Annotated in this window: 36 protein-coding genes; 23 read left to right on the forward strand and 13 right to left on the reverse strand. The window is 63.9% G+C overall.

Going from position 1 to position 25,347, the window contains the following annotated elements:
- The first annotated feature begins 43 nt into the window (after positions 1-43).
- Positions 44-916, forward strand: coding sequence for an ATP phosphoribosyltransferase (gene hisG, locus F8E02_RS02725; RefSeq protein ID WP_317063915.1), 873 nt, complete (start codon positions 44-46; stop codon positions 914-916).
- A gap of 12 nt (positions 917-928) precedes the next feature.
- Here hisG and F8E02_RS02730 read toward each other — a convergent pair whose 3' ends face one another.
- On the reverse strand, positions 929-1,570 hold the full coding sequence (locus tag F8E02_RS02730; RefSeq protein WP_317063916.1) for an FmdE family protein: 642 nt from the start codon (positions 1,568-1,570) through the stop codon (positions 929-931).
- 248 nt (positions 1,571-1,818) lie between these two features.
- On the opposite strand from F8E02_RS02730, the gene F8E02_RS02735 reads away from it, so the two are divergent.
- From F8E02_RS02735 to F8E02_RS02760, 6 genes are read left to right on the forward strand one after another with little or no spacing between them, the layout of a single operon-like run.
- The gene (locus F8E02_RS02735; RefSeq protein WP_317063917.1) at positions 1,819-2,385 is read left to right on the forward strand and encodes a hypothetical protein; all 567 of its coding nucleotides are present in this window, start codon (positions 1,819-1,821) and stop codon (positions 2,383-2,385) included.
- On the forward strand, positions 2,382-3,440 hold the full coding sequence (locus F8E02_RS02740; RefSeq protein ID WP_317063919.1) for a hypothetical protein: 1,059 nt from the start codon (positions 2,382-2,384) through the stop codon (positions 3,438-3,440). The genes F8E02_RS02735 and F8E02_RS02740 overlap by 4 nt, the downstream gene beginning before the upstream one ends.
- Positions 3,434-3,952, forward strand: a complete 519-nt coding sequence (locus F8E02_RS02745; protein ID WP_317063920.1) for a DUF7288 family protein — start codon at positions 3,434-3,436, stop codon at positions 3,950-3,952. Before F8E02_RS02740 ends, F8E02_RS02745 begins: the two co-directional genes overlap by 7 nt.
- Positions 3,940-4,323, forward strand: a complete 384-nt coding sequence (locus F8E02_RS02750; protein ID WP_317063921.1) for a hypothetical protein — start codon at positions 3,940-3,942, stop codon at positions 4,321-4,323. Before F8E02_RS02745 ends, F8E02_RS02750 begins: the two co-directional genes overlap by 13 nt.
- Positions 4,304-4,750 (forward strand): hypothetical protein, encoded by a 447-nt coding sequence (locus F8E02_RS02755; RefSeq protein WP_317063922.1) that lies wholly within the window; start codon positions 4,304-4,306, stop codon positions 4,748-4,750. Before F8E02_RS02750 ends, F8E02_RS02755 begins: the two co-directional genes overlap by 20 nt.
- Before the next feature lie 18 nt (positions 4,751-4,768).
- Complete coding sequence (locus F8E02_RS02760) at positions 4,769-5,527, forward strand: DUF7289 family protein (protein WP_317063923.1); 759 nt, start codon at positions 4,769-4,771, stop codon at positions 5,525-5,527.
- Positions 5,528-5,633: 106 nt separating this feature from the next.
- On the opposite strand, the gene eif1A is transcribed toward F8E02_RS02760, so the two are convergent.
- Positions 5,634-5,960: a translation initiation factor eIF-1A gene (gene eif1A, locus F8E02_RS02765; RefSeq protein WP_317065137.1), complete on the reverse strand. Its 327-nt coding sequence runs from the start codon at positions 5,958-5,960 to the stop codon at positions 5,634-5,636.
- A 107-nt stretch (positions 5,961-6,067) separates the two neighbouring features.
- Here eif1A and F8E02_RS02770 point away from each other — a divergent pair, with 107 nt between their 5' ends.
- The 3 genes from F8E02_RS02770 to F8E02_RS02780 all read left to right on the forward strand — a co-directional run bounded on the left by F8E02_RS02770 (position 6,068) and on the right by F8E02_RS02780 (position 9,236).
- A complete protein-coding gene (locus F8E02_RS02770) occupies positions 6,068-6,775 on the forward strand; it encodes a hypothetical protein (protein ID WP_317063924.1) in 708 nt (235 codons plus the stop codon).
- An 88-nt stretch (positions 6,776-6,863) separates the two neighbouring features.
- Entirely contained in the window at positions 6,864-7,784 is a 921-nt protein-coding gene (locus tag F8E02_RS02775) for a metallophosphoesterase (RefSeq protein ID WP_317063925.1), read from the forward strand.
- A 69-nt stretch (positions 7,785-7,853) separates the two neighbouring features.
- Positions 7,854-9,236 (forward strand): MFS transporter, encoded by a 1,383-nt coding sequence (locus tag F8E02_RS02780; RefSeq protein ID WP_317063926.1) that lies wholly within the window; start codon positions 7,854-7,856, stop codon positions 9,234-9,236.
- An 8-nt stretch (positions 9,237-9,244) separates the two neighbouring features.
- Here F8E02_RS02780 and F8E02_RS02785 read toward each other — a convergent pair whose 3' ends face one another.
- Both F8E02_RS02785 and F8E02_RS02790 read right to left on the reverse strand, forming a co-directional pair.
- Complete coding sequence (locus F8E02_RS02785; RefSeq protein WP_317063928.1) at positions 9,245-10,075, reverse strand: restriction endonuclease; 831 nt, start codon at positions 10,073-10,075, stop codon at positions 9,245-9,247.
- 63 nt (positions 10,076-10,138) lie between these two features.
- Complete coding sequence (locus tag F8E02_RS02790; RefSeq protein WP_317063929.1) at positions 10,139-10,846, reverse strand: hypothetical protein; 708 nt, start codon at positions 10,844-10,846, stop codon at positions 10,139-10,141.
- Between the two features lie 109 nt (positions 10,847-10,955).
- On the opposite strand from F8E02_RS02790, the gene F8E02_RS02795 reads away from it, so the two are divergent.
- Complete coding sequence (locus tag F8E02_RS02795) at positions 10,956-11,903, forward strand: ketopantoate reductase family protein (protein WP_317063930.1); 948 nt, start codon at positions 10,956-10,958, stop codon at positions 11,901-11,903.
- Between the two features lie 9 nt (positions 11,904-11,912).
- Here the strand turns inward: F8E02_RS02795 and F8E02_RS02800 are convergent, their stop codons facing one another.
- Entirely contained in the window at positions 11,913-12,092 is a 180-nt protein-coding gene (locus F8E02_RS02800) for a hypothetical protein (protein ID WP_317063931.1), read from the reverse strand.
- A gap of 106 nt (positions 12,093-12,198) precedes the next feature.
- Between F8E02_RS02800 and F8E02_RS02805 the strand changes: the two genes are divergently transcribed.
- Positions 12,199-12,363 (forward strand): hypothetical protein, encoded by a 165-nt coding sequence (locus F8E02_RS02805; protein ID WP_317063932.1) that lies wholly within the window; start codon positions 12,199-12,201, stop codon positions 12,361-12,363.
- A 226-nt stretch (positions 12,364-12,589) separates the two neighbouring features.
- On the opposite strand, the gene F8E02_RS02810 is transcribed toward F8E02_RS02805, so the two are convergent.
- From F8E02_RS02810 to F8E02_RS02820, 3 genes are all read right to left on the reverse strand, one after another.
- Complete coding sequence (locus tag F8E02_RS02810) at positions 12,590-12,865, reverse strand: pro-sigmaK processing inhibitor BofA family protein (RefSeq protein WP_317063933.1); 276 nt, start codon at positions 12,863-12,865, stop codon at positions 12,590-12,592.
- Positions 12,866-12,921: 56 nt separating this feature from the next.
- Entirely contained in the window at positions 12,922-13,431 is a 510-nt protein-coding gene (locus tag F8E02_RS02815; protein ID WP_317063934.1) for a transglutaminase-like domain-containing protein, read from the reverse strand.
- 219 nt (positions 13,432-13,650) lie between these two features.
- The gene (locus tag F8E02_RS02820; protein WP_317063935.1) at positions 13,651-14,883 is read right to left on the reverse strand and encodes a BaiN/RdsA family NAD(P)/FAD-dependent oxidoreductase; all 1,233 of its coding nucleotides are present in this window, start codon (positions 14,881-14,883) and stop codon (positions 13,651-13,653) included.
- Positions 14,884-14,979: 96 nt separating this feature from the next.
- On the opposite strand from F8E02_RS02820, the gene F8E02_RS02825 reads away from it, so the two are divergent.
- Positions 14,980-16,212, forward strand: a complete 1,233-nt coding sequence (locus tag F8E02_RS02825) for a DUF2341 domain-containing protein (protein WP_317063936.1) — start codon at positions 14,980-14,982, stop codon at positions 16,210-16,212.
- Between the two features lie 32 nt (positions 16,213-16,244).
- Positions 16,245-16,709: an LEA type 2 family protein gene (locus tag F8E02_RS02830; RefSeq protein ID WP_317063937.1), complete on the forward strand. Its 465-nt coding sequence runs from the start codon at positions 16,245-16,247 to the stop codon at positions 16,707-16,709.
- A 13-nt stretch (positions 16,710-16,722) separates the two neighbouring features.
- Here F8E02_RS02830 and F8E02_RS02835 read toward each other — a convergent pair whose 3' ends face one another.
- Both F8E02_RS02835 and F8E02_RS02840 read right to left on the reverse strand, forming a co-directional pair.
- The gene (locus F8E02_RS02835; protein ID WP_317063938.1) at positions 16,723-17,316 is read right to left on the reverse strand and encodes a CDP-alcohol phosphatidyltransferase family protein; all 594 of its coding nucleotides are present in this window, start codon (positions 17,314-17,316) and stop codon (positions 16,723-16,725) included.
- Positions 17,313-17,663 carry a methyltransferase domain-containing protein gene (locus F8E02_RS02840; RefSeq protein WP_317063939.1) on the reverse strand — a complete coding sequence of 117 codons (351 nt, stop codon included), beginning with the start codon at positions 17,661-17,663 and terminating at the stop codon, positions 17,313-17,315. Before F8E02_RS02840 ends, F8E02_RS02835 begins: the two co-directional genes overlap by 4 nt.
- A 290-nt stretch (positions 17,664-17,953) precedes the next feature.
- Between F8E02_RS02840 and F8E02_RS02845 the strand changes: the two genes are divergently transcribed.
- Together F8E02_RS02845 and F8E02_RS02850 are read left to right on the forward strand one after the other, a co-directional pair.
- Complete coding sequence (locus F8E02_RS02845) at positions 17,954-18,682, forward strand: sensor histidine kinase (protein WP_317063940.1); 729 nt, start codon at positions 17,954-17,956, stop codon at positions 18,680-18,682.
- A gap of 9 nt (positions 18,683-18,691) precedes the next feature.
- On the forward strand, positions 18,692-18,922 hold the full coding sequence (locus tag F8E02_RS02850) for a hypothetical protein (protein WP_317063941.1): 231 nt from the start codon (positions 18,692-18,694) through the stop codon (positions 18,920-18,922).
- 50 nt (positions 18,923-18,972) lie between these two features.
- On the opposite strand, the gene F8E02_RS02855 is transcribed toward F8E02_RS02850, so the two are convergent.
- Positions 18,973-20,148, reverse strand: a complete 1,176-nt coding sequence (locus F8E02_RS02855; RefSeq protein ID WP_317063942.1) for an FAD-dependent oxidoreductase — start codon at positions 20,146-20,148, stop codon at positions 18,973-18,975.
- 121 nt (positions 20,149-20,269) lie between these two features.
- Positions 20,270-20,770: a rubrerythrin family protein gene (locus tag F8E02_RS02860; RefSeq protein WP_317063943.1), complete on the reverse strand. Its 501-nt coding sequence runs from the start codon at positions 20,768-20,770 to the stop codon at positions 20,270-20,272.
- A gap of 178 nt (positions 20,771-20,948) precedes the next feature.
- Between F8E02_RS02860 and F8E02_RS02865 the strand changes: the two genes are divergently transcribed.
- The gene (locus tag F8E02_RS02865; RefSeq protein WP_317063945.1) at positions 20,949-21,812 is read left to right on the forward strand and encodes a cation diffusion facilitator family transporter; all 864 of its coding nucleotides are present in this window, start codon (positions 20,949-20,951) and stop codon (positions 21,810-21,812) included.
- On the opposite strand, the gene F8E02_RS02870 is transcribed toward F8E02_RS02865, so the two are convergent.
- On the reverse strand, positions 21,804-22,412 hold the full coding sequence (locus tag F8E02_RS02870; protein ID WP_317063946.1) for a flavodoxin family protein: 609 nt from the start codon (positions 22,410-22,412) through the stop codon (positions 21,804-21,806). The two genes, F8E02_RS02865 and F8E02_RS02870, sit on opposite strands and share 9 nt — an antisense overlap.
- Before the next feature lie 127 nt (positions 22,413-22,539).
- Between F8E02_RS02870 and F8E02_RS02875 the strand changes: the two genes are divergently transcribed.
- From F8E02_RS02875 to F8E02_RS02900, 6 genes are read left to right on the forward strand one after another with little or no spacing between them, the layout of a single operon-like run.
- Complete coding sequence (locus F8E02_RS02875; protein WP_317063947.1) at positions 22,540-22,779, forward strand: zinc ribbon-containing protein; 240 nt, start codon at positions 22,540-22,542, stop codon at positions 22,777-22,779.
- Between the two features lie 15 nt (positions 22,780-22,794).
- Entirely contained in the window at positions 22,795-22,920 is a 126-nt protein-coding gene (locus tag F8E02_RS02880; protein WP_048183354.1) for a desulfoferrodoxin FeS4 iron-binding domain-containing protein, read from the forward strand.
- Positions 22,921-22,925: 5 nt separating this feature from the next.
- Positions 22,926-23,282 (forward strand): carboxymuconolactone decarboxylase family protein, encoded by a 357-nt coding sequence (locus tag F8E02_RS02885; RefSeq protein ID WP_317063948.1) that lies wholly within the window; start codon positions 22,926-22,928, stop codon positions 23,280-23,282.
- Positions 23,283-23,285: 3 nt separating this feature from the next.
- Entirely contained in the window at positions 23,286-23,930 is a 645-nt protein-coding gene (locus F8E02_RS02890; RefSeq protein ID WP_317063949.1) for a peroxiredoxin, read from the forward strand.
- Between the two features lie 55 nt (positions 23,931-23,985).
- Complete coding sequence (locus tag F8E02_RS02895; RefSeq protein ID WP_317063951.1) at positions 23,986-24,597, forward strand: flavodoxin family protein; 612 nt, start codon at positions 23,986-23,988, stop codon at positions 24,595-24,597.
- On the forward strand, positions 24,594-25,220 hold the full coding sequence (locus tag F8E02_RS02900) for a flavodoxin family protein (protein ID WP_317063952.1): 627 nt from the start codon (positions 24,594-24,596) through the stop codon (positions 25,218-25,220). Before F8E02_RS02895 ends, F8E02_RS02900 begins: the two co-directional genes overlap by 4 nt.
- Positions 25,221-25,347: the final 127 nt, after the last annotated feature.

Below are 25,347 nucleotides of genomic sequence, written 5' to 3' on the forward strand. Positions count from 1 at the left end.
CAGATCACCACCTTTAACCCCTTTTCTGCCCGAACACCTCTTCATGATCACGATTGCGCTCCCGAAGGGGAGCCTCGAGGCGCAGACGCTCCAGCTCTTCAAGGAGGCGGACCTCGAGGTCAGGCGGACCGACCGCGACTACAACCCCCGCATCAACGATCCCCGGATCGGGAGGGTGAAGATCCTCCGGCCGCAGGAGATCCCGCTCTACGTCCAGATGGGCTACTTCGATCTCGGGATCTCCGGGCTCGACTGGGTGCAGGAGAGCGGCGCCGATGTTGAGGAGGTCGCGAACCTCTCTTACAGCAAGACCGGCGACGGGAACGTCAAGATCGTGGTCGCGGTCCACCGCGAAGAGCGGATCGAGAATGTCGGAGACATCCGGCCGGGCAGCCGGGTGACGACCGAGTACCCGCGGCTGACCGAGCGGTTCTTTGCGGACCTCGGTATCCCTGTCAGGCTCTTTCCCTCCTACGGGGCCTCGGAGGCGAAGGTGCCCGACCTGATGGACGTCGTCGTCGACCTCACCGAGACGGGGAGCACGCTCAGGAAGAACGGGTTGAAGATCGTCGGGCAGATCGTGGAGTCCCACACGGCGCTGCTTGCAAACCGCGAGTCTCTCGGCGACCCGGAGAAGCGCCGGGAGATCGAGGAGATCGTGACCCTCCTTCTCGGGGTGATCGAGGCGCGCCACCAGGTCCTTCTGACGATGAACGTGCCCGCAGCGGCTCTCGACGGCATCATCGAGGCCCTTCCCGCGATGAAGAAGCCCACCGTCAGCAGGCTGCACGGCATCGACTACTTCAGCATCCAGACGGTGGTGCAGAAAGGGCTGGTCAACAGTCTCATCCCGCGGCTCAAGGCCGCGGGCGCCGAGGATATCCTCGAGATCCCGATCGCAAAGATCGTCCGGTGAGGAGGCCTCTCCTCACCAGCCCCGGGAGTACTCGCGAGAACAGGCGTAGCAGACGAACTTGCCGTCCTCGACCCGGACCCGGGACTCCGCGGTCATCTCGCCGCACCTCGCGCACGGAACCGACGAAAAGATCCGGGCCCGCTCCGGGATCTGGATGTTGAGATCCTGGATCTTGAAGATCTCTTCTGCAGGCATCTCCAGAAGGGTATGAACGACTTTATGGACACGCTCGTGGAACTCGGCGTGCTCGGTATCGGTCGCCTCCCCCCGCATCACCCGCGCCCGGAGGGGAGCAAGGGCGGGGTCGAGCGTGTCGACGTTGAACGACGGGTTTACCGCGACCCGGACCGCGGCCCCGGTCCGGCGGTTGATGAACGTGAAGGCGTGCTTCCCGTAGTCCTTGAAGATGAGGTTCCCCTTTCCGGCGGTGCATCCCGTCAGGACCTGGATGGCGTCGACGCCGCAGGCGTCGGTCTCGGTGATGACGACGAGCTCTTCGTCCTCCGACCGGCCGGAGCGGAGTTTCGCAAGGGCGACCTCCGCCGCCCGGTAGCCCATGGCGAGGCCGGGACAGATGTGGCCATGGAAGGCTGCCGCTTCGGCGAACCTGTCATGTGCTTCTCCCGGCGTGCCGGGGGGGGTGGTATCACACATACAATTACCTTGCAGAGATATTGTTACAAATCTAAAGATAAATGTTACGCCAGGGCCCCCGGAGGCCGCGGCCCGGTCCCCCGTGCATATAAGGGCCCGACCATCGCCGGCTGCGAAGCGGCATTTCTGGTGAAATATTTTTGCTGCCGGATATCTGCACGTTTCCGCTATCCAGATAGAACGGCAAATTTTTGCAGATCTCAGAGAGGTGGTTATTTATACGCCTTCGTGTCTAATGACTGCTTTACATGAGAGCCCCCGGGGGAGTCCTGGCCCTTCTTGTCGCAGCCTTCGTCTTCTGTACCACCTGTGGTTGTCTCGGTGCATCCACGTCACCGACCGGCGGCGGCATCACCCCCGTCGATCTGCCGGAACCGCCGGGGTCATCGACCTTCGCCGAGGCTCTTGCGGAACTCGATCTGCTCGGCGCCGAAGGCAACCTCAACGTCACCGGAACCACGGTGCATCAGGTGCTCGGGACCGGCGTGGACCTCGACGGCCGGGCAACCTCCTGGGCCCTCGGCCTCCGGGACGGGGACGGGGGCGTCCGCTGGCTGACCTTCGGCAGGACGGGCTGGAAGGAGATCTCGCTCAGGGCCCCCGTGCCCGCGGAGGAGGTGGTCCTCGCCGACGCCCTCTCTCCCGCGGATCTCTTCGGCGGGCAGGGTGAGACGATCTCGGCGGCAATGACCCGGCTCGGTGCCGACACGGTCGACCTCGCGCTCGCCGAGGGGGCCTACGTCGTGACCGTCAGGACAGACGCCGGGATGGAGACCTTCGTGTTCCGGGCCGATACCGGGGAGGCGATCGTATGAGACCTGAGTCCGAAGACGGCGTGATGTCGCTCGACTTCCTCGCGGGGTTCACGATCTTCATGCTCGCCCTGATCATGGTCGTGAGCATGGTGCCGGGGCTCCTTGCAGGCCTCGAGAGCAGCGGCATCGACTACGATGCCGTCGCCTACCGGACAGGGGTGATCCTGGTCGAGGACCCCGGCTGGCCGGTCTATCCCCCCTGGGAGATGAACGATGCGTCCCACAAAGGCGAGATCCAGCGGATCGGCCTTGCGGTCTCAAAGGAGACCCCGAACGTCCTCCTCTCGACGAAGGTCGATAAGCTCTTTGAGGCGGGGTTCTTCGCCCCGGAGGACTACCGCAACAAGGCGATCTTCGGGGATATCCCTTACTCGTATAACTTCTCGCTCAATATCTCGCAGGCCGGGGGGAATTATGAGCTCAAGCAGACCGGCAGCCCTCTCCCTCCCGGCTACGGCTATATCCGCCGGGTGGTGAAGATCAAGGAGCCGGGAGTGGCGAACGTCGGATATAGCAATAGTTATACTGCAGCCGATCCTTTGAGCCCGGCCCGGACATTTACCATTCGGCTCGACTTCAACCAGCTGCTGGACCCGAAGCGGGGGCCGGCGTACCGAATCGATCCGAGAACCGAGCCGGTGACGGTGAAAATCGACCTCGACAATTACCTCGTCTCTCCTCACGCTGAAGCAACGCTCCAGAACGTGACGTTCTGGAAGATGGACCCGACGAGGCCGAATCCCCGGTTCACCCGGATCCCGTTCTCGTATAACGATATGGACTCGAATCTCTACACCCTCACCCTCAACAGTGGCCCAAGCAACCTCGTGCCGGCCCAACCGGTCAGAGGGAGCATCGCCCTTGAATTGCAGCCGGCCGCCACCTCGCAGTTCACCCTGGACCAGAACAGCATCCTGGATATCCGGTTCGCCTTTCAAGAAGCTGCAGAGGATGAGCCGCAGCACACCAGCATCAACGGCACCTACCTCTACGACTACGGTAACGTGGACCTTCCTCCCCTGAAGATCGGGGTTCTGGAGGTTGCCATATGGTGAACGATAGAGGACAGATCTACACGATGGAGGGCGTCGCAGCCGGGCTCATCATGCTCCTCACCGCGTATATCGTCATCAGCACGACGAGCATCTACACGCCTGGCGATACGCACATCCCGGACATGCAGCTTGAGCAGCTCGGGAGCGACGTCCTCGCGATGATGGATACGCCGGATACTAACGGGGGTGAGAGCAGGCTGATCGAGCTCGTCAGAGGTGGGACCGGGACCGGTGACGCGCTCCGAGATGAGTTCCTCGCCGGCTGCAAGATGCGATCCGGGGGTCCGGACGACGACCTCCGGGCCCAGGTCTACCTCTCCTACAGGACTTCGGGTGGCAGCGTGAAGATGATCCCGCTCTCCTCGACGGATCCGGAGTTTACGGGGCGGGAGAACACCGTGCGGGTGACCCGGTGGGTGCAATTGCAGACAAGACCTACGACAGGTATGCCAGGCGATATGGCTCTCCGCCCCCAGGCCGTCCTCGTGGAGGTGCTCTTATGGCGTGCATGAACGAAGAAGGGCAGTGGATCGTCCTGATGGGCCTCCTCGTCGCCGTGGGGCTGTTCTTCCTCGCGCTGATCATCAACCAGTCGGCGCTTGTCGGGCAGACGACCGCGGAGGGGGTGCTCGAGTTCCCGAAGAACGACATCCGGGACCTGCGGTCGGCGATCTTCGACTACACCAAGGGATTCGGCAATGTCGATAACATCAGTAGCAGATCCGTTCAAGATGACATCACCATGATCTCTCTCGAACGGAAGAACGCCGTGGTGAGTTTCACGGTCGGAGAGAAGATGGACGTCTCCGGGCGCTGGCTCCACCCGGTCCAGATCCACTACAACAACGGGGTGACGGAGTACGATGAGACCGCGTATCACTGAACCGATGAACGAGGAGGGCGTCACCCGACTCATGGAGTACATCATCATCACCGGCGTGCTGCTCGTGCTGATGATCGTGATGATGTTCACCGTCAACGCCGTCCTCATGGAAGGGCCGGCGGACAAGCTCCGCTACCACGCTTTCGTGGACATCGGGAACGGGGTCAGCACCCGGATCGTCGACCTCTATGTCATCGCGCCCGGCAACGGGACCATCGCGACGAAGTTCGACATCCCCGACGAGGTTGCCGGAAGGGACTACTTTGTGGACGTGGGGATGGCGGGTGCGAGCCAGGCGATCCGGGTGCAGGGTGGCAACATCCAGAGCAGCGTCGCCATCGGCGGCATCGGGGCGACGCGGGGCGTCGTCGGCAACACCACCGGCGCGGGATGGAACATGATTCAGTACGATTCCAAGGGATTTTAGGGGAGAGAGATATCCGTGATGATGAATGAGAAGGCGGTCTCCGAGGCGATCGGGTTTGTCCTGATCCTCGGGATCGTCATCAGCGGCATCGGCCTCGTTACGCTCTACGGCTACCCGGTGCTCGTCAAGGAGCAGAGCAACACCGACGTGAAGAACATGGAGCGGGCGATGATCGTCATCCAGAACGACATGAAGAGCCTCTGCTTCAAGAATGTCCCCTACAAGGAGACGTCGCTCCAGGTGAGCGGGGGGACGCTCGAGGTGATCGATGCCGGCAGCTCAGCACCAACATTCGAGATCTCTTGTGACGGTTTCGGACCGGTTGAGTTCCACCCCGGCGGACTGGTCTACCGGTCCGACCGTGGCACCGAAGTGATCACACTCGAGAACGGTGCGGTGATGAAGCGTCAGGAGGACTCGACGGGTTCGGTGATGCTTGCCGAGCCGCGGTGGTTCTACGATGTCAATCCGGTGACGGGCGAAAAGACGTTTGTCATCTATATCATGAACATCAGCACCGACGAGACAACGGCAAAATCCGGGATGGCTACAGTGAGGATGAGCCTGGAAGGTACAATCCCACATATGCCTCCAGGTGACGCCGTCGACGTCATGGTGCGGTATACCGGGGACACCGAAAACGATCTTACCACAGCATGGGAGAACTACCTGACGGGCGGTTCGCCGGGTATGAGTGGATCGGGCGGCATCTACACCCTGGCGGGGGTAAAGAAGCTCATCGTCAAAGAGTACAGGATCAAGATCCACGGGGTCTAGCGTTTTTCATCCCCTGGCCCCTGGGGAAGAGAGCGACCGCCCTCTCTTCCTGCCATGCGGCCGTGCCTCTTGCCAGACAAGAAGTTACGGGCGCAAAAAAGAGAACTCAGAGATACCGGTTCTTCCTGAGCCACTCGACCTGGGGTTTCGTGTAGCGGTAGACGATATCGCACTTCTCGTCCTGGAAACTCCAGGGGACGACCACCAGGACATCGCCTTCCCGTATCCAGACCTTCTTCTTGATCTTGCCCTTGATCCGCCCGGTACGCGTCACCCCGTCGAAACAGCGGATCTTGATGTGGTTTGCCCCGAGCATCAGTTCGGCGCTGCCGAACATCTCTCGATTCCTCTTGTTTGGAAGGCGCACGCGGATAACTTCTTCCCCCGCCCCGGCAGCCCCGGACTCGGGTTTACGCTTTGTAGCATCCGTCAGTTCATCAACTCCGTTTTTTAGAGCGTTCAAATTTTCGTGCGTTCTATTTATACAGCTGCTAGTTTATCAAATATTCTCCCCGATACAGCGGTGCCACCGGGACGGTTATGTATATTGCCGGGACCATCTACCTGCACGGGGTAACACTCATGGCATGCCTGGACCCACCACGCGGAGCCTATCTCACTTACGTCATCCAGGGGCTCATTCTCCTGAGCGCGGTCTCGAGCGTCACAACGGGGAGGTACTTCCTCGGGTTCCTCGCGGGGGTCACCTTCATCCTCGCACTGGTGCCGGCCGTCGTGCAGAGGAACACGCCCCTCTGCCTGCCCTGGGAGGTCCATTTCCTGATCGCCGTCTCCCTGTATCTCCACATCATGGGGCACGTCGGGGACTACTACGTCACCTTCGCGCCCTACTACGACAAACTCGCCCATTTCGTCGCCTCGATCACCGTCGCCCTCCTCTCCATCTCCCTTGCGGCCCTCGCGGAGCACCAGGGGCTTGTTCGGCTGACGAGACCGGCGCTCGCGGTTTTCGTCCTGGTATCCACCCTGGCGGCGGGGGTGGTCTGGGAGATCTACGAGTTCGTGGTCGACCAGGCTCTCGGGACGGGCCTCCAGCTCGGGAACACCGACACCATGCTGGATCTCATCGTGGATTTCATCGGAGCGGCGATCATTTCGGGGATCGTTGCTTTCGCACCCGAATCCTCCCTGAAACTCCAGTTCACCGGAAAACTCGATGAAATATCCCCGGACCTCGAGCCGGGCAGTATGCAGGGCGGAGCACCGGATCCGGTCGAAAGCCGCTGATCCTGCCCCCCTCAACAGATCGAATCGTATTAATATAAAAAAAGTAGAATAAAATACAGTGATCCTGAGCGCCCCCAGCACAAAACAGATGGCATTATTCATGCTCGTCATGCTTCCGTCGATGACCGGCTATATGGCCTGGGAAGCACGGGCGGTCGAGGTGACCGTGCTCGAGATCGACGGGGCACCCGAAGGCGTCGTCTTCATCACCGATCCCCACATCCAGGACTCGAACATCGACCACGTCAGGAAAGTGATCGGCGAGGTCAACCGCTTAAACCCCTCGCTCGTCCTGATCGGCGGCGACTTCGTCACCGGCCACGAGTCGGATTTCTCCTCCCAGACCGTGTGGCGGTCGCTCAATGCCCCGGCCTACGCCGTGCTTGGGAACCACGACTACGGGGTGGGCATCGACGGCCCGACGGGAGTCGAGCGGCTGCTCGCCACCCGGGCCTACGCCGCGGTCACCGCGGACGGATATGACGTCTCCGGCTTGAACGACGGTTCCGCCGACGTCGCGTTTGCCGACGCGCTCGAGAAGGCGCTCGAGGAGAACGGCGTGAATGTCCTCCGCAACGAACACGTCCGGGTCTCTGTCGGAGGGAAGGAGATGGTCATCGTCGGGCTCGACGACGGCTGGGCCGGGATGACGAACCCGCCCGACGTGCCGGCGACCGACGCGTTCACGCTCTACCTCATCCACGAACCGTCCTGCAGGGCCGACTGGGACGCCGACCTCATCCTCGCCGGGCACACCCACGGCGGCCAGTTCCTCCCCCCGATCGTCAAACAGTTGAACGACTTCGGGATAGTCGAACTTGCAGGCCTCTTTGCCAGGGACGGAAAGACCCCGGCCTACATCTCCCGCGGGATGTGCAGCGCAAGTTTCGCAGGGGTGGACCTCCGGTTCAACTGCCGGCCCGAGATCGTCCTGATCAACCCGACAGAGGAGCAGCTCCGCACTCTCAACGGCTCTGCGAACACGGTTCGGGTGACCCGCACGGCGTGAGCGGGGGGCCTGCCGGCCACCCGCGGGCCGACCCCGCAAATTAAATAGATCTTCCCCCACTCTCCGCCGATGGTCTCTCGTGCCGGCAGGCGGTATACGCTCCTTGCAGTCGCACTCGGATCCTCGCTTGCGCCGTTCATGGTCGCCGGGCTCACCGTGGCGATCCCGACCGTGGGCGAGGAGTTCGCGACGGACCCGGTGACCCTGAGCTGGATCCCGACCGCCTTTTTCCTCGCCGCGGCCATGTTTCTGATACCGTTCGGGAGGATCGCCGATATCTACGGGATGAAGCGGCTCTTCCTGATCGGCCTTGCCGTATACCTCGTCTCCGCCCTCATCGCCGCCCTCGCCCCGACGGCGGCTGTCCTCATCGGCGCCAGGTTCTTCACCGGCGCCGGGGCCGCGATGATCTTTGCCACATCCTTCGCTCTCCTCGGGCTCGTCCTTCCCGACAGCGAGCGGGGGACCGCTCTCGGCATCAACATCGCCGCCAGTTTTGCCGGGTTCGCGCTGGGGTTCCTCGCTGGCGGCCTCCTCACCTACTACAGCACCTGGCGGGTGCTCTTTCTGGTACCCCTGCCCGTCGCCCTGCTCGCCATCGGGATCATCCGGCAAAACCTGCCCGGCGAGTGCGCTCTGTCGGGAGGAACGCGCCCGGACCTCCCCGGCATCGTCCTCAGCACGACGACGATTCTCCTCGTCATGGTCGGGCTCTCCACCCTGCCGGCGATGCAGGGTGCCGCCGCCCTCGCCGCCGGGTTCGCGGCGCTCGCCGCCTTCATCACCCGCGAGACCCGGACCAGAGATCCGATCCTCGATCTCCGCCTCCTCTCGCACAACCTGCCGCTCGCTCTTGCGAACGGTGCTGTCCTGATCTACACCGCGGCATCGTTCGCCTCCATCTACCTCTTCAGCCTGTACTTCCAGTACGTCCAGGGATTCGACGCCCGGCTGGCCGGGGGTATACTCCTCGCCACGAGCCTGATCACGGCGTCCCTGGTCGGGTACGCCGGCCGGCTCTCGGACCGGGGGAGCCCGACCGGGGTCGCGATGGCCGGCATCGCGATGACGGTCGCGGGTCTTGCAGTCCTCTCGTTCATCGGCCCGGCCATGCCCGTATCCGTCGCCGTTCTTGCGCTGGCGCTCCTCGTGGCGGGGACGGCATTCTTTCAGCCGCCGGTCTACAGCACCGTTATCGGGGCGGCCGAACGAGCGATGTACGGCGTGGCCGCGGGGCTCGTGGAGACGATGCGGCTCCTCGGCATGACCGTCAGCATGGCCGTGACCATCGTCGCCTTCGCCTTCTTCTTCGGAAGCACGGAGATCGCCGGCGAGAACGCCCCCCGGTTGCTCGAGAGCATGCAGGTGCTCTTCCGCATCTACTTTGTTCTTGCCGTGGCGAGCCTCCCCGTCACCTATCTTGCCGGGCGAGCCGGGGGGAGCGCCCCGTAGCCCGAGGCTTACGGCTCGAGGATCGCACGCGCCCGGCCGGCGACCAGGAGCGTCTCCGGGAGGGAGAGGCCTGAACTATGCGCGATTACCCCCGCATCGCCATAGGCGACCTGCTTTGCCGTGACAAAACCGGCGGCGGCCAGTCGTGCGGAGACGGACGGGCTCACCCCCGAGACGATCGTGACCGGGTAGGACTGCGTTTCCTCTATCATCGTCCTGAGGTTCTTCTCGGCCGGGTAATCCCACCCGATCTGCCCGATCCCCCGGCAGGCTGCGTAGCGTTTTGCATGCTCGGAGAGTTTGGTGTTGCAGACGATCAGGGCGCCGTCGATCGAGACGGGACACCGCCCGGACCGGAACCCCTCCTGGAGATCCTCGACGATCGCCCGGGCGATCCGACCTTCATCGAGGCCGGTCATCCGGTGGTGGCTCACGTGATGTTTCACCTCGACAAAGAGGGTGGTGCCGTCCCTGTGGGCGACGGCGTCCACCTCGTGCTCCCCGCACCGGCCGGCGAGGATGCACCCGGTCTCCACCCGGTAGCCGTGCTCCCGGAGGAGAACCCTGACGAACTCCTCGAAATCCGGCTTCGGGCGGAGGAGAGCGAGCGCCCGCCGGAGGTTGGTCCGGTGGCGGACGGCAGGCCGAACCGCTCGGGCCCGGGTACGGATCAGCCGGAGGACCCCGGCGGTCCGCACACCGTCCGGCACCGAGGCCTCGATCTCGCCGGCGATCCGGTCGGCGTCCTCTCCGCGGAGTCCGAGGTTTTCAAGTGTCCGCCGGACCTTCGTGCGATCGAACCGCTGCCGGCTGCCGTCGGCCTTCGTGACGTGCTTCATCCGGTACGGGATCTCGGCCCCAGAAGCAAAAAGCGTTCGCTACCGGGCTCTCCGGCAGCGCGCTCACTGGGTGATCGTGATCACCTTGAACTCGACGATCGACGAGGGTCCGGGGCTCGTTCCGGTCGTCGGATCGGTCGTCTGGGTGCTCGCCCCTCCCGCGTAGCCGTACTCGGCGCCCTGGAAGACGAGCCCGGAGGTCTTCTCGACAACCCAGCGGTAGTGCGCGATCGGCTCGAGCCCCGGCGGAGTCGTGCTCTGCAGCACGAAGGCCGGGACGATCTCGCCCGTCGGGAAAGTATACCCGGTCTCGCCCACCACCGTCACCTCCTGGCCATTCGGCCCGGGCTGGAGGTTCTCGAGGTCGATGAAGAGCAGGCCCGGCCGGTTCTCCTCGCCGAGGGTGTAGGTCCATGGGGTCTCCCCCGGCGGGACGCCGGGGGTGAGCGGGCTCGTCATCGTGGTCACGCCCGAGTAGGTGTTCCCGTCGACCGACTGCAGGACGACCGATTTGACGAATTCCCCGGCATAGGGCGGCTTTTCGAACTCGGCATCCGGTCCGGTTCTCGGGTTCGACGTCGGGTCGATCCACCAGACCTCGTCGAGCGTGATCGTCGTCCCGGGCGTGTACCAGGCGGGGAGCTGGTTGAGCACGTCCGCCCCGTACATCCCGCGAACCCCTGCCGATGCGGCCGGGACCATGGCAGCCCCGACAATGGAGAGAATGATAAGGACCCGGAGAAGGTTCCAGGCCACGCTTCCGGCACTCATACCACCGCCTCACCTCATTCTGGTGGGGCCCCATCCGCGCGGGCGCATATAATAGTTGCGGGCAGGCTCGTCATTATCTGGTCCGGCATCCTATAGAACCCGCGAGCAGATGGAGTCATTACAACGTCCGGTTCTCCTGATCCTCGGCGCAGGAGCGGTCGGCCTCTCGCTCGCCGGGAAGCTCTCCGGCACGGCGAGAGTATACGTAGCATGCCGGCCGGCGCACGCCGACGCTATCCGCGAGCAGGGGCTTGCGATCGAGGGGATCTGGGGGAACGGCACCGTCGACGGGATCATCTGCGTCACGGATTCTTGGGAGGTCCCGGCCGGGGTCGAGTTCGTCATCGTCACCGCGAAGGGTACCGACACCCGGGCGATCTGCGAGGAGTACGCGGAGGTGATCCGGGGCCTCCCGGTGGCAAGCCTCCAGAACGGCATCGGAAACGAGGAGATCATCGCGGAGTACACCGATACCGTCGTCGGCGGGACCGTGACGACGAACTTCTCGGTCGTGGGCCCGGGGCACGTTCGGGTCCGGAGCGAGAGCGCCCCGATGCAGCTCGGGGTCTGGTCCGGCGACGGGGCCGCCGCGGCCCTCGACCGCCTGATCGGGATCGTCCGGGCGGCCGGGATCCCCGTCGAGGCGAGCGACGATATCCGCGCCGGAAAATGGACGAAGGCGCTCCTCAACATCGCGGTGAACCCGCTCTCCGCCCTTCTCAGAGCCCCGGTCGGGGCCGCGGCCGACGACGATCTCCGGGAGATCGTCGCCGGGCTCATCCGCGAGACCTTCGCGGTCGCCGGCGCCGAAGGAGTGCGCCTCCCCTGGACGACCGCCGACGACTACCTCGAGCACCTCTTCTGCGTTCAGGTGCCCGACTTCGCCGCGGTCTACCCCTCCATGTACTACGACCTCCGGCTCGGCCGCCGGACGGAGATCGACCTCCTCAACGGGTATATCGTACGCCTCGGCGAGCGCCACGGGATCGAGACGCCGTATAACCGGTGCATCGCCGGACTCATCCGCTACGCCGGGGCGCACCCGGACGCACGGTAGGGGCCCGCCTCACTTCCCGGCCAGCTTCTCCGCGAGTCTCCGGGCCGCCTCCCGTGCCTTCGCCTCGGTCCTCCAGAGCCCCGTCCTTCCCACAGGGGTCCCTTCCCGATCATAGAGCTGCACGTAATAGCCTCCTTCCTGGCGGGCGAACCGGACTTCGCCGACGATCCCGGGGCCGTACTCCTGCATGCCCTGATCTTGCCCGCGCGAAGGATATGAACATTCCGCGTCCCGGACCCCGATCCTGCTGCTTCTGTAAGGGAGGGAGAGCGTAAAGCCCCGCAGAGCGGGCGTGATGATCCTTATCGGATACCCACTCTCCTGGCAGGGGCATACGGAGAAGGTGGCGGCGGCGCTCGTCAGGCGGATCGAGCGTCGTCAGGGAGGAGTGATGGCGTTCTTCGGCATGCGGGCGGCAATCGACCCGGTGACGACCGACCTTCCGGCGTCGACTTCCTAATCGTCGCGACCCCGGTCTGGTCGCGGAAGGTCCCGCCCTACGTCAACGGATATCTCTCCCGCGTCACGAACGCCCGGGGAAAACCTTTCGCCGCCCCCGCCGAGATGAGGGGGGGCGGGACCGAGAGCGCCGTCGATGCCGGGTATATCGACCACGCGCTCGAGGAACTCGCCCGGACGATCGCCGGGGCTCCCGCACCGGCCCGGTGAGTGGAGGCCGCGGCCCCTCACAGTGTCAGCGGGATCCCGAGGAGGTGCAGCACCACCGTGACCAGGACACCGAAGATCCCACCGATCGCGCAGATGAGAACCGTGATCAGGTTGATGGGGATGTCGGGCCGGCCGACGAGGCTCATCAGATTGAGGAGGTTGATGAGCCAGAGCAGGATCACGCCCACGACGGCGTTGATGATGAGCCCGGTGACGCTTTTGACCACTTTATAGAGGACGAAGGCGACGACGATCACCAGGATCAGGGCAAGGAGCGCTGTGAACAAGCTCATACTGCCCGTTTGACGCGCCCGGTAATGAATCTTCCCGGGATAGGTGCGGAGATCATTCAGAGATACCCCAGCGTCTTAAAGACCGGCTGGAGACAGACCCCGTTGCCGGTCTTCACGCACCGGACCCCCGGCACCCCCTCGTAGGCGCCCATCGTCCGGCCGTCTCCGAGCTCGACCCAGTCGTGGACGGCGACGCCTTTTCCGAGGATCTCGACGTGGAGGGCGTTGGTCTTGAACGTCCCCGCATTCCAGATCATGAGCCCGTGAACCGGCTTTGCGGGGATCCCGTTCCGGCGGAGGACCTCCACCCGCAGGAGCGCGAGGTCGGTGCAGTCGCCTACCCCGTGCGCGAGGGTCGCGTCGATGCCCACCGGGAAGAGGCGGGGCGTCCCGTCGACGCAGGAGAACGTCGTCCTGTCCACGCGATCGATGAGCGCGTCGGGGGAGGGGTCCGGCAGAGGATCGGGATACCTCGAGAGAGCGGCGATCCTCTCGGCCGATACTTCTTCGGCGGCACCGAAACCGGAGCCGCCGTCGTAGATCAGGTGTCCCTGGGGAATAAACACGGAGAGGAGAAGAATCGTGTGAAGAATGCTCCAAATCACGTTACTAACTCAATACAATTGAATGATTTTAACAATATAATAAAATATCCATTTTTATCGCGCCATTTATATACAGTAAAGACGGTTTACAGGCGTGACCTGCGGAGCATATCCCGGACGCGCCTGTCCGGGGCTATCGTTGCCGGTGAGCGAGAGGGGGCTCCGGCGGGAGCCCGCAGATCACCGGGAAGATTTCGTGCCGGCGATATGCCGGGCGGCGAGGGCCGCGGTGGAGAACGCTGCCTGGAGGTTGTAACCCCCCGTGTCGCCGTCGATATCGAGCACCTCGCCGATGCAGTAGAGGTTTTGCACGGTCTTAGAAGCCATCGACCTGGGGTTGATCCCGTCGAGGGCGACCCCGCCCCGGGTCGCCATCGCCTCGGCAAAGCCCCCGAGCCGCGCCACACTGAACGGGAACTCCGCAACGGATGCCGCGAGCGCGCTTCGGGCCTTCTTACCGAGATGGGCGCAGGACTCCCCGGGCGAGACCCCGGAAAGGTCGAGCAGACGCCGGGCGAACCGCTCCGGGAGGGGGAGGGCAGAGAGGACGGTCTTCGCCTGACGGGCTCCGCCCGCCGCAATCGCGTCGGCGACCCGCTTCCGGACCGCCTCGGCGCTCGCCTCCGGGAGGAACGTGACCCGGAGCACGTCGCCTGCAAGAATAGAGCGGGAGAGATCGAGGATGCCCGGCCCTGAGAGGCCGGTGTGCGTCAGGAGGAGGTCGCCCGTGTGCCGGCGGACCAGTCTTCCGCCCCGGTAGACGGCGATCCCGGCCTTCTCAAACGATATCCCGGCAAGATCCGCGAACGGGTAGTCCGCGACGTAGACCGGAGTGAGTGCCGGGGCGATCTCCGTGACCGGCTGGCCGAGGGCCCGGGCGAAGGCGTAGCCGTCCCCGGTCGAGCCGGTGGCAGGGTAGGAGGCCCCGCCGGTGGCGAGGACGAGGACGCGGGCCCTAGCGACCCCTCTCTCCGTCCGGACGAGGAACCCGTCCCCGTCCCGCTCCACCGCCACGACCGGCTCGCTGCGGCGGAGTTCCACCCCCCGGCCGGCGCACTCGGTAAGGAGGACGTCGAGGACGTCCGAGGACTTCCGGGTCTCCGGGAAGACCTTCCCCCCGGGCTCGGCCTTCATCCCCAGACCCCTCGCGGCAAAGAAGGCTATCAGATCGCGGTTCGTAAAATTCATCAGCGCCGGCCGGAGGAACGCGCCGTGGTCGCCGTAGTGCGAGAGGAAACCGGCGATCTCCCCGTCGTGGGTGATGTTGCACTGCCCGGACCCCGCGACCAGGAGTTTTCGTGCCGGCGCGGGTTTCTTCTCAAAGACGATCACCCGCTCCCCCTCTCCTGCTGCCTCGAGGGCGCAGAAGAGCCCGGCCGGGCCTCCTCCGATGATCACGACGGCATCGTTCACGGCACTAATCGCATAACCGTGCTCCCCCGGAGAACATCAGCATTGGGGTGCCGCGGGGCCGCTACACGGATATAGGGGCGGGCCGTAGGGAGGGGGATGATACGCATGAATGCAGGCCGGATCCTACTCGCCGCCGGGGTCTTCCTGGCGCTCCTCGCCGTCCCGGCCGCCGCCGTTTCCGGGACAGCCGGACCGACCCTCGTCGCAAACGTCACCTGCGCTCCCGCGCCCGCCGGGATCCTCTTTACGGATGCATCGGAGATCCCCGGCGTGATCGCCCGGAACTGGTCGTTCGGCGACGGGACCTGGCACAACACCTCCGCAGAGGGGGAAAGGACAGTCGTGCACACCTACCGCGAGCCGGGCACCTACAGCGTGACCCTCTCCGTCGCCATCCCCGGCTCCGTCACCTGGACCTCCGGGACCGTCGAGGTCTTCGCCCGGCAGCAGGCGATAACGATCGAGAACCCCTCTCCGGTCGACGGCCTTGCAGCCCTCTTCAATGCCACATACCTTGACGGGATGGAGCCGGACTTCGCCGACATCCGGTTCCTCGACGGGAACGGGGCCGTCGTCCCCCACTGGACCGCAGCCGTCACGGAGCGTTCGCACGCGGACGTCTGGCTCGCCCTCCCCGAGGGCGCGACGGCGATCACCATGCTGTACGGCAACCCGGCGGCCCGTGACGCAGGCGACCCCGATACCGTCTTCCTCTTCTTTGAGGACTACGAGCGCGCCGACCTCTCAAGGTGGTCATATTGCGGCTCAAACGCCGCCGTTCAGGCGGAGGTCGTCCATGACGGCGCATATGCCGGGGATATCAACGTCTCCGAGCCCGACCTCCGGAGACTCGCGAACAACCGGATCTGCCTTGCGAACATCTCCGCCGGTCCGATCGTCATCGAAGGGGACTTCCAGGTCAGCAAGTTCGGGCGGTGGTGCGGGTCGGGCTATATCCAGGCCTGGAGCGGAGCCGACCGGGTCTACGCTCTCCACCTCCGGAACAGCTCGGTGCAGTACTACGACGGGGCCCACCGGAATTTCTCCGCCGACTACCTGGCCGAGACGGGGACATGGTACCACATCAGGGTCGTCCTCGACACGCTGAACGCCACGGAGAGTGCATGGCTGGACGGCGGGTACCTGGGGAGCGCGCCCCTCCGGTTTGCCGACGGCTCGCCCGTCCCGCCCGAGACGATCTTCTCCGACGTCGCGCTCATCGGGTCTTCTGCGTGGGAACGCGGCGACCCGCACCACTTCTACGTCGACAACATCGTCGTCAGGGACTACGTCCCCGTCGAGCCGGTACTCTCCTATACGAGAGGTTAGACCTATATCCCGGCAGGGCGCACCGGACCACTATGTGGCGCCCCGCCGTCATCTTTCTTGTCGCCGTCCTGCTCTTCAGTGCCGGCTGCATACATCTGCCGATCAAGGAGCCGACCGTCACCGTCGACGGGATCGGGATCGAGAGGGTCACGTTGGGGAGGACCGACCTCTCGCTCCGCCTCGTCGTCGATAACCCCAACCCCATCGGCGCCACCATGGCCCGGGTCTCGTTCGACATCTACTTCCTTGAGGGCGGGCGGGCGGTCTACCTCGCGCACGGGGAGCAGGAAGAGATCGAGATCCAGCCCAACGGCAAAACCAGCGTCACCATCCCGGTGACTGCCGACAACGCGCCGCTCGTCCGGGCATTCCTGCGCGGCCTGCAGGACGGAGCGATCGTGCTCCGGGCAAACGGCTCCGCGACGCTCGACTACGGAATTGCGACGTTCGAGGTACCCTTCAACCGAACCGTCGAAGTGCGGCCGGAACAGGGATGAGGACGGCTGCCGTTCATCCCGGCGGCCGGGAGAGGTCCGTCGCCCCCCGGACGTGAAGGAGCCGGGAGACGGCGGTAGCGTTCGTCGCGACCGCGAGGATGACGAGCGCCGGGAGGACGAAGCCGGTGAGCAGCCCGATGATGATGATCGCGATCCGCTCCGGCCGGGCAAAGAGGCCGGCCCGGCACTCCACCCCGAGCCCCTCGGCCCTGGCCCGGGCGTAACTGACCATCAGCGAGCCCGTTGCCGCCGCAAACGCGGCCCCGACACCCCAGGGCGCCGCGGTCCAGGCATAGTAGGCGAGCAGCCCGGCGTAGATCGCCGCTTCCGCGTAGCGGTCCAGGAACGAGTCGAGGAACGCGCCGAAGGCCGAGGCGGCACCGCTCGCGCGGGCAAGCGCCCCGTCGAGCGCGTCAAAGACGCATGATGCGGAAACAACGACTCCGGCGGCAAAGAACGAGCCGGCGGCGCAGAGGGCCCCGGCGACCGCCATCCCCACAAATCCGAAGATAGTGAGGGTATTCGGGGTCGCGCCGGTCCGGGCGATGAGGGTGGCGATCTGCGTGAGCAGCCCGTTCGTCCTTGCCCGAAGCCGATCCTCGATCACCGGCCCGCCCCCCCGGAAATGAGTCTCACGAGTGCCCCCGACCGCGCCATGGCAGGGAGTCGTCGCTGCTGGAAGATAAGGATGTCTCTCCCGGCGGCCGGTTGTGCCCGGAGCCGGGAGCGGTACCGCCAGAACGATATCGGAGACCATGAGCCTCCCTCCGGACGGAGAACCCGGAGGGCTTCCCGGAAGACCTGCGATCTGTCCGTAGAAAGGTTCGTGACGCAGTTTGAGGGGACCGCGCCGACCGAGTTGTCCGCCACCGGCAGGTGCTCGATCTTGCCGGGACGGAACTCCACGTTCCCCTGACCGCCCTTCGCTACGTTCTCCCGCGCTCCCGCCGCCAAGATGCAGTCGCACCTGCGGAAGACGCCGGTACATGACACGCATATCGATCCGGAAGAATCGCGACCCTTTTTCAGGCTCTTGTGCCAATATGGCGACAAAGAAACATTCATTTCATAGATTTTGGGAATAATATACCCGAATCATCAAGCAAGTCTTAAATAATTCTTCCCGAAATAATCCATTAAACAGAAAGGAGTGTCCCATTTTGGCACCGTGGCAGCACAGCCTTCAGACGAAGCTGACAGTCAGTTTCATTGTCCTCATCCTGGTGGTATCAGGACTCACATTCATGTACACGTACGGGGAGACGAAGAATGCGCTCAAGGAGACGACACAGGACGAGTTGAGAGGGCTCGCATCGATCATCGCGACCCAGATCGACGGCGACGCAATGGCAGCGCTCCGGCCGGGCGATGAGGAGACACCGGCGTTCGTCGCCATCCGCCACCAGCTCGAGACGATCCGGCAGTCGAACCCCGATATCCTCTACCTCTATACGATGCGGCAGGCCGGGGATACCGTTGAGTTCATCGTGGACGCAGACTACGGCGTCGAAGACGGAGCCGCGATCGGCGAGGTCTACGACAGGGTGTTCCCGGAGCTGCTTGCCGGATTTACGGCTCCCTCCGTCGACAGCGAGTTTACCACCGACGGGTGGGGCACTGTCCTCTCCGGATACGCCCCCGTGAGGGACTCGAGCGGCACCGTCGTCGGGCTCGTGGGCGTCGATATGGACAGCAGCCGGGTGATGCAGCGCCAGGACTTCATCGGCAATACCATCTTCGTCATCATCGGGATCGCCGTCCTCATCGCCGGCGGGATCATCGCCCTCTTCTCGCGGACGATCATCCGGGACATCAAGACGCTCAACGCGACGGCGAACGCGATCAGCACCGGGAACACTGGCGTAACCATCGGCATCGAGCGGAGAGACGAGATCGGTGAACTTGCAGACTCTTTCGGGCGGATGGTGGCCAGCCTCAAGATCATGATGGACACGGATGCCGGAGAGAAGTAGGAGGTCCGGATGAGTCAGGTCTCGCAGCAGGTACTGGACATAGCCGTCCAGTACCTCGGTCCGGCAGCCGAACGATTCCTCGAACGGCAGACGAAGGCGCACATGGACAACCTGCCCTTTGCCGACTTAAAGAGGTCAGACATCCCCACACTGGCCTCCTGGGTCAGAACGTCGGCAGCACTGATCATCGATAAAAAGAAGGCGGAGGAACTGGCGGAGAGGATCTCGCGGCTGGGGTGACCAGGGGAAGCGGGGCCCGCGGCCCCCTCACCTGTGTCGCGGCGGAGACCTCATGGGCAGACCATCCGCTCTTCCAGCCGCTCGCTCCCGAGGTACTCGTGCGCCGAGATCGCCGCCTTCGCTCCCTCGCCGGCGGCGACGATGATCTGCTTGGCCCGGACGCAGGTCACGTCTCCCGCTGCAAAGAGTCCGGGCACGTTTGTCTCGCTGTTCTCATCGATGAGGATCTCGCCCCGCTCGTTCAACGCCACCAGGTTATCAAGGAACCCTGTCTTCGGCACAAGCCCGATCGCGAGGAAGAGCCCCTCCACGTTGAGGACAGTCTCCTCTCCGCTCTCGCGGTTCCGGAGCGTGATCCCGGTCAGGCCCGCGTCCCCGTGGAGTTCCGTCACCTCCTGGTTGAGGAAGACCCGGATACCCTCCTTCTCTGCCTGCAGAGCGTAGACCTCGTCACACCGGAGGGCGCTCCGGACGATCAGGGCCACGGAACTTGCGAACTTCGTCATCTCAATCGCGGTCTGGAGCGCTGCATTTCCGCCCCCGACGACGGCGACCGGTCTATCGCGGAAGAGCGGGGCGTCGCAGACCGCGCAGACGGAGATGCCCTTTCCGATGAGCCGATCCTCGCCGGGGAGCCCGATCTTACGCGGCTCCTTCCCGGAGGCAAGGATGACCGTCCGGCAACGGTACGTATGGTCCGAGACCATCGTGATAACGAACAGATCGCCCTCTTTCTTGATGCTCCGGACGCTGTCAAGTTCGAGACGGACATCAAATCCCCTGACCTGCTCTTCGAACTTCCGGACGAGCTCCTCCCCGGTGATCGTCGAGAACCCCATATAGTTCTCGATCGCCCAGCTCCAGGTAGCCTGGCCGCCGATGTTCTCCGCTATGACGACGGTCTTCATAAGGTTCCGGGCGCAGTAGACCGCGGCGGTCAGTCCCGCCGGCCCGGCGCCCACAATGACGGTATCGTATACTCCACCCTCGATCGGTGTCCCGAAGAGTTCCCGGAGCCTCTTTGCGTCGAACCCGACGATCACCTCGTCGCCGAAGATGGTGACCGGCACACCTCGTTGGCCCGAGGCCGCTATCATCTCCCGTGCCGCCTCGCGGTCCTTGCCGACGTCGATATGTTCGTACTCGACATCGTGCTTCTTCAGGAACGCCTCGACCATCCGGCAGTAGGGGCAGCTCTCCGTCGTGTAGACCTTCACACCTGCCATAGAGTGGAATATCTCGGGGCCTCTATTTAAGTTGTGGGGAGTTAAGCGGAGCGGAGTTAGAGGACAGCCAGAGGGCCGGTTCGGGCACCTCATGACCGATTGCGGGCCAGAAAAAAAGGGGTTACTGGATCTCGCGGAACATGCGTGCCGGGACGCCGCAGATCGGGCACTTCTCCGGTGCCGCGCCGAGCTCGATGTTGCCGCAGACCGGGCAGAGGAAGACCTTCTCCGCATCGAGGTCTTTCCCCTCGCGGACGGCCTCGAGCGCCTGGAGGTAGAGGTTCGCGTGCACCTCTTCTGCCTTCATCGCGTGGGTGAAGACGATTGCGGCCTCGTTCTTCCGCTCCTCTTTCGCCTCGGCGACGAACGGGGGATACATCTCCATGAACTCGTGGTTCTCCCCCTCCATCGCACCTTTCAGGTTCTCCTCGGTGCTCCCGACGGCATTCATGATAAAGAGAAGGCGCTTTGCATGGATGGCTTCCGCCTCGCTTGCGGCGCGGAAGAGCCTTCCGACTGCTGCGTAGCCCTCAGCGGCGGCTTTTTCGGCAAAGACCGAATATTTCCTGTTCGCCTGGGACTCCCCGGCGTATGCATTCCGGACATTCTCATCAGTCGACATATCAGGATCTTTCCGGGAGCGGCGTATTAAACCTTTCACCCCCCTCCGGAAACCCTATGCCGGGGGAGTGCCATTACCGCAGCGCATGCGGGACGACGCGTCGGGTCGGAGCTTGAGCACGGAAGATGCGAGTCCGGAGCCTCCGAAGGCCGAAGGCCTTCGAGGTGGAGCACCGGAGGTGCGGGTCCGGGTGCAGCGGATCTTCATCATCGTTCTCGCTCTGAACCTCACTGTTGCACTCGCAAAAGCAGTCTTCGGCCTCCTCGCCGGGTCGGTGAGCATGGTCGCGGACGCCGTCCATTCGGGCTTCGACTCGTTCTCAAACGTCGTCGGGATCGTTGCCCTCTACTTCTCGACGAGGCCTCCCGACCCGGAGCATCCCTACGGCCACGGCAAGATCGAGACGCTCGGAACCCTGGTCATCGGAGCGATGCTCCTCCTGACCGCCGGCGCGATCGTCCTTGAGGGCTATCGGCGGCTCGTCGACACCGCCGTTCCCGACATCACCCCGGTCACCGTCGGGGTGATGGTCGCAACCCTCGCCATCAACCTCGCCGTCTCCACCTACGAGAGGAGAAAGGGCGAGGAGTACCGGAGCCAGATCCTCATCGCCGACTCCATGCATACGAGGAGCGACGTCTTCGTCTCGATCGCCGTCCTCGGCGGCTTCCTCGCCGTCACGCTCGGTTTTCCCGAAGCCGACCCGGTCATCGCTCTCGCCATCGGCCTCCTCATCGCGAGGATGGGGATCGGGATCCTCCACAGCGCAGCAAAGGTCCTCACCGATACGATGGACCTCCCCTGCGACCCGGCGCTCATCCGGGCGGTGGTGATGGATACCCCCGGGGTTGCCGGATACCATGATTTCCGGTGCCGGGGGAAGCCGGGAGAGATCTTTGCCGATATTCACATCACCGTCGACCCGGTCCTCTCCGTCGCCGGGGCCCACGAGATCTCCGAGGAGGTGGAACGGCGGCTCCGGGAGACGGTGCCGGGACTTGCCGAGGTCGTCGTCCACATCGAGCCGGACGGATTACGATGAAGGGCTACCGCCGGTGAGGGCCTGCCCGAGTTCGCGCCCCTTCCGGTACGCCGCCTCCATAACCTCAGGGCGCGTCGCGATGTCCCGGATGGTATCCATATCGTTCTGGAGCACCTCGCCCCAGAGGGGGCAGTCGACGATCTCCCCGAACGCGTGGACGGTCAATTTGACGCCATCAAAGACGTTCGGGATCTTCATCCCCGCGATCGCTATGAAGAGCATCTTGCGTTCTTTGCGCCTCTCCGGAGAGATGAGGGATCGTCCCCGGTGGTATTTCGCCATGTAGAAGACCTGAAACCGGTCCATGAAGGACTTGAGCCTGCCGGGGACACCCATCGTCATCACGGGGGTCGCGATGATCAGGCCGTCCATCTCCCGGAACTTCTGAAAGATCTCCGCCATCTCGTCCTGGATAAGACAGGTCTCGCTCTCCTTGCACTGGAAGAACTCCATGCAGGGCAGGACGTCCATGTGTGCGACCTCGATCTTCTCGACCTCGCATCCGGCTTCCTCGGCACCCCTGATGGCCTCATCGAGGAGACGGGCGGTGTTCCCATCGAGGATGGGGCTTCCGAGTAAGGCGATAACCTTCTTTCGCATGGTGGAGGGATTATGCCCGGCCCTATTTATAAGATGGGAGGTTCCGGGATGCCGGACCCGGGCCGGCCCTGCCGGAGAGGATACTGCTAAATACCTTGAAAAGATAGTACCGCTCCGGTGACTTTCTGTGGCCGAACCAGAAGCCAGAACGACAGCAAAGGCAGGAGAGAGACCGGGGCCCGGCCGGTTCGTCTGTATCGACTGTGGACGGGAAGTCCGGATCGGCAGCACCGATGAGGACCTCGTCAGGTGCCCGACCTGCGCCTGCGAGATGTACAACTGCTTTCCGATGACGCACATCAGGCCGGACATCAAGACGCCCGAGGACGTCATGCATCCCCCCGAGCGGAAGAGCAAAGCGGAGTAACACGAGGTGAGAATGATGGTGAACGTATCAGCAAAAGGGCAGGTCTACCACTGCGAGATCTGCGGAAACGTGGTCCAGGTCCTCGAAGCAGGCGGCGGCGAGCTGGTCTGTTGCGGCGAACCGATGGTGCTTGAGGAGTGAGGGATATGGAAGAGAACCAGAAGCGCCTTGAGGAGAAGATCGGAAAGGTGCCCGAGATCTTCAAGGAACTCAAAGAAACGGATCCCGACCTCTACGCCCGGGTGATGGGGCTCGATCAGATGATCTGGGCCGACGGCGCCCTCTCAAGACAGACGAAGAAGATCATCGCGATCGCGATCGCCGCATCGCTCCGCGACGAGCATGCGGTCCGCGCGCAGATGGCCGGCGCGGGGAAACTCGGCGTCGCAAAGGAGGAGATCGAGGAAGGGCTCAGAGTCGCGTTCCTGCTCGCGGGGATGCCGGCGTACGTCTACGGCAAGACCGCCCTCGAGGAGTACCTGGGCGACCGTCCGAGGAAGTGAACCATGGAACCCGGAGAAGTACTTCAGATGCCGGTCATCGGCGAGAAGGCACCGGAGTTTGATGCGCTGACCACCCATGGCCCCCTGAAACTCTCGGACCTCGCGGGGAAGTGGGTCATCCTCTTCTCCCACCCGGCGGACTTCACGCCGGTCTGCACCACGGAGTTCATGGCGTTCGCCGCGATCGCCGACGAACTCAAGGAGCTGAACGTCCAGCTCGTCGGCCTCTCGATCGACAGCGTCCACTCGCACCTTGCCTGGGTTCGGAACATCAAGGAGAAGATGGGCGTGGAGATACCCTTCCCCATCATCGCCGACCTCGACATGAAGGTCGCCCGGCGCTACGGGATGCTCCACCCCGGTCAGAGCAGCACCTCCACGATCAGGACGGTCTTCTTCATCGACGACAAGGGAGTCATGCGGGCGATGCTCTACTACCCGATGTCCAACGGCCGCTCCATGCCCGAGATCCTCAGGCTCACGAAGGCTCTCCAGACCTCCGATAAGCACGGGATCGCGACGCCGGCGAACTGGCAGCCCGGCGAGAAGGTGATCGTCCCACCCCCGAAGACGCCTGCGGAGATCGAGAAGCGGATGCAGGAAGGCTACGAGTGTAAAGACTGGTACCTCTGCTTCAAGAAGATCTGATTCCCGCCGGAATTTTCCCGGCACTTTTTTGCCTCCGGCCGGAGATACTCCTTGTATGACCATTGACGTCCTCGCGTTTGCGGCCTCTCCCCGCCGCCACGGCAACTCCGAGACGCTCCTCGACTGGGTGCTCGCGGCGATGGAGGCCGAAGGGGCCGCGGTCGAGAAGATCGTCGTCCCGGAGGTCGATCTCAGGCCCTGCCGCGGGTGCAACGCCTGCGAGACGCTCAACCGGTGCGTCCAGCGGGACTACATGGACTATCTCCACGACAGGATCATCGCCGCCGACTGCGTCGTCCTCGCGTCGCCCATCTACTGCATGGGGCTTGCCGCGCAGGCGAAGGCGCTGGTCGACCGGGCCCAGGTCTTCCGCTCGAGGAAGTACGTCCTCCACCTCCCGGTCGTCCCACCCGAACGGAAGGGTAAACGGGTCGGGATCTTCCTCTCGACCGCCGGGCAGAACTGGGACCACGTCTTCGACGCGGCGATCCCGTCGGTGAAGTGCCTCTTTCACGTCGTCGATATCAGGAATGCGGATATCAGGTACCTGATGGTGAACGGCGTCGACGAGAAAGGGGCGATAGAGCGCCACCCCACCGCGAAGGCCGACGCGGAGGCTCTGGGGCGGGAGGTCATCGGACACCTGCGGGAGGTTCTTGCAGCATGAGCGAGACAGTAAAGGTCCTCGGCATCTCCGGCAGCCCCCGGCGGCACGGGAACACCGAGACCCTGCTCGACGCCGTGCTCGAGGGTGCCCGCGAGGCGGGGGCCGACGTCGAGAAGGTCGTCCTCCGGCCGCTCGACTACGCCCCGTGCCGGGGATGCAACGCCTGCCACAAAACCGGGGCCTGCATCATCAAAGACGACCTTACGGCGGTCTTCGAGAAGATAACCGCCGCCGACGTCCTCGCCATCGCCTCCCCCATCTACTCGATGGGGATCACGGCAGAGCTCAAGGGGATGATCGACCGGGCCCAGTACTTCTGGGCGCGCAAGTTCATCCTGAAGAACCTGTATTTCACCGACGAGCACGTCCGCCGCCACAAGGGGATCTTCATATCGACAGCGGGGCTCGGCTGGGAGAACGTCTTCGATGCGGCGTTTCCGGCGCTCACCGCGTTCTTCAACACCACCGGGTTCGAGTACTGGGACAACGTCATAGCAAACGATATGGACCGCTACGGGGGGATCGCGGGGCATCCGACGGCGCTCGCGGAGGCCCGGGAGAAGGGGCAAAAGGTCGTCGGCCTCGTGCGGGAACTGCAGGCGCCCGGTAAGACCGGGGCCTGACTTCTTCTGTCCCTGCCGGGGCCGGAAACGATAACCGAAATGTTTTAATAAAGATCAGCGGAGATCCCTCCTCAGTACATCTGCATCCACCCGATAGGCGCCCCTCCCGAACTGCAGAAGGATCTCC

It is taken from the genome of Methanoculleus caldifontis (assembly GCF_032842345.1).
GTDB classification, from domain to species: Archaea; Halobacteriota; Methanomicrobia; order Methanomicrobiales; family Methanoculleaceae; genus Methanoculleus; species Methanoculleus caldifontis.

Bases quoted from the DNA above. Each gene is read 5' to 3' on its own strand.
- hisG (WP_317063915.1), top strand. From the start codon at position 44: ATGATCACGATTGCGCTCCCGAAGGGGAGCCTCGAGGCGCAGACGCTC.
- F8E02_RS02730 (WP_317063916.1), bottom strand. From the start codon at position 1,570: ATGTGTGATACCACCCCCCCCGGCACGCCGGGAGAAGCACATGACAGG.
- F8E02_RS02735 (WP_317063917.1), top strand. From the start codon at position 1,819: ATGAGAGCCCCCGGGGGAGTCCTGGCCCTTCTTGTCGCAGCCTTCGTC.
- F8E02_RS02740 (WP_317063919.1), top strand. From the start codon at position 2,382: ATGAGACCTGAGTCCGAAGACGGCGTGATGTCGCTCGACTTCCTCGCG.
- F8E02_RS02745 (WP_317063920.1), top strand. From the start codon at position 3,434: ATGGTGAACGATAGAGGACAGATCTACACGATGGAGGGCGTCGCAGCC.
- F8E02_RS02750 (WP_317063921.1), top strand. From the start codon at position 3,940: ATGGCGTGCATGAACGAAGAAGGGCAGTGGATCGTCCTGATGGGCCTC.
- F8E02_RS02755 (WP_317063922.1), top strand. From the start codon at position 4,304: ATGAGACCGCGTATCACTGAACCGATGAACGAGGAGGGCGTCACCCGA.
- F8E02_RS02760 (WP_317063923.1), top strand. From the start codon at position 4,769: ATGATGAATGAGAAGGCGGTCTCCGAGGCGATCGGGTTTGTCCTGATC.
- F8E02_RS02770 (WP_317063924.1), top strand. From the start codon at position 6,068: ATGTATATTGCCGGGACCATCTACCTGCACGGGGTAACACTCATGGCA.
- F8E02_RS02775 (WP_317063925.1), top strand. From the start codon at position 6,864: ATGGCATTATTCATGCTCGTCATGCTTCCGTCGATGACCGGCTATATG.
- F8E02_RS02780 (WP_317063926.1), top strand. From the start codon at position 7,854: ATGGTCTCTCGTGCCGGCAGGCGGTATACGCTCCTTGCAGTCGCACTC.
- F8E02_RS02785 (WP_317063928.1), bottom strand. From the start codon at position 10,075: ATGAAGCACGTCACGAAGGCCGACGGCAGCCGGCAGCGGTTCGATCGC.
- F8E02_RS02790 (WP_317063929.1), bottom strand. From the start codon at position 10,846: ATGAGTGCCGGAAGCGTGGCCTGGAACCTTCTCCGGGTCCTTATCATT.
- F8E02_RS02795 (WP_317063930.1), top strand. From the start codon at position 10,956: ATGGAGTCATTACAACGTCCGGTTCTCCTGATCCTCGGCGCAGGAGCG.
- F8E02_RS02800 (WP_317063931.1), bottom strand. From the start codon at position 12,092: ATGCAGGAGTACGGCCCCGGGATCGTCGGCGAAGTCCGGTTCGCCCGC.
- F8E02_RS02805 (WP_317063932.1), top strand. From the start codon at position 12,199: ATGATCCTTATCGGATACCCACTCTCCTGGCAGGGGCATACGGAGAAG.
- F8E02_RS02810 (WP_317063933.1), bottom strand. From the start codon at position 12,865: ATGAGCTTGTTCACAGCGCTCCTTGCCCTGATCCTGGTGATCGTCGTC.
- F8E02_RS02825 (WP_317063936.1), top strand. From the start codon at position 14,980: ATGATACGCATGAATGCAGGCCGGATCCTACTCGCCGCCGGGGTCTTC.
- F8E02_RS02830 (WP_317063937.1), top strand. From the start codon at position 16,245: ATGTGGCGCCCCGCCGTCATCTTTCTTGTCGCCGTCCTGCTCTTCAGT.
- F8E02_RS02845 (WP_317063940.1), top strand. From the start codon at position 17,954: ATGTACACGTACGGGGAGACGAAGAATGCGCTCAAGGAGACGACACAG.
- F8E02_RS02850 (WP_317063941.1), top strand. From the start codon at position 18,692: ATGAGTCAGGTCTCGCAGCAGGTACTGGACATAGCCGTCCAGTACCTC.
- F8E02_RS02855 (WP_317063942.1), bottom strand. From the start codon at position 20,148: ATGGCAGGTGTGAAGGTCTACACGACGGAGAGCTGCCCCTACTGCCGG.
- F8E02_RS02860 (WP_317063943.1), bottom strand. From the start codon at position 20,770: ATGTCGACTGATGAGAATGTCCGGAATGCATACGCCGGGGAGTCCCAG.
- F8E02_RS02870 (WP_317063946.1), bottom strand. From the start codon at position 22,412: ATGCGAAAGAAGGTTATCGCCTTACTCGGAAGCCCCATCCTCGATGGG.
- F8E02_RS02880 (WP_048183354.1), top strand. From the start codon at position 22,795: ATGGTGAACGTATCAGCAAAAGGGCAGGTCTACCACTGCGAGATCTGC.
- F8E02_RS02885 (WP_317063948.1), top strand. From the start codon at position 22,926: ATGGAAGAGAACCAGAAGCGCCTTGAGGAGAAGATCGGAAAGGTGCCC.
- F8E02_RS02890 (WP_317063949.1), top strand. From the start codon at position 23,286: ATGGAACCCGGAGAAGTACTTCAGATGCCGGTCATCGGCGAGAAGGCA.
- F8E02_RS02895 (WP_317063951.1), top strand. From the start codon at position 23,986: ATGACCATTGACGTCCTCGCGTTTGCGGCCTCTCCCCGCCGCCACGGC.
- F8E02_RS02900 (WP_317063952.1), top strand. From the start codon at position 24,594: ATGAGCGAGACAGTAAAGGTCCTCGGCATCTCCGGCAGCCCCCGGCGG.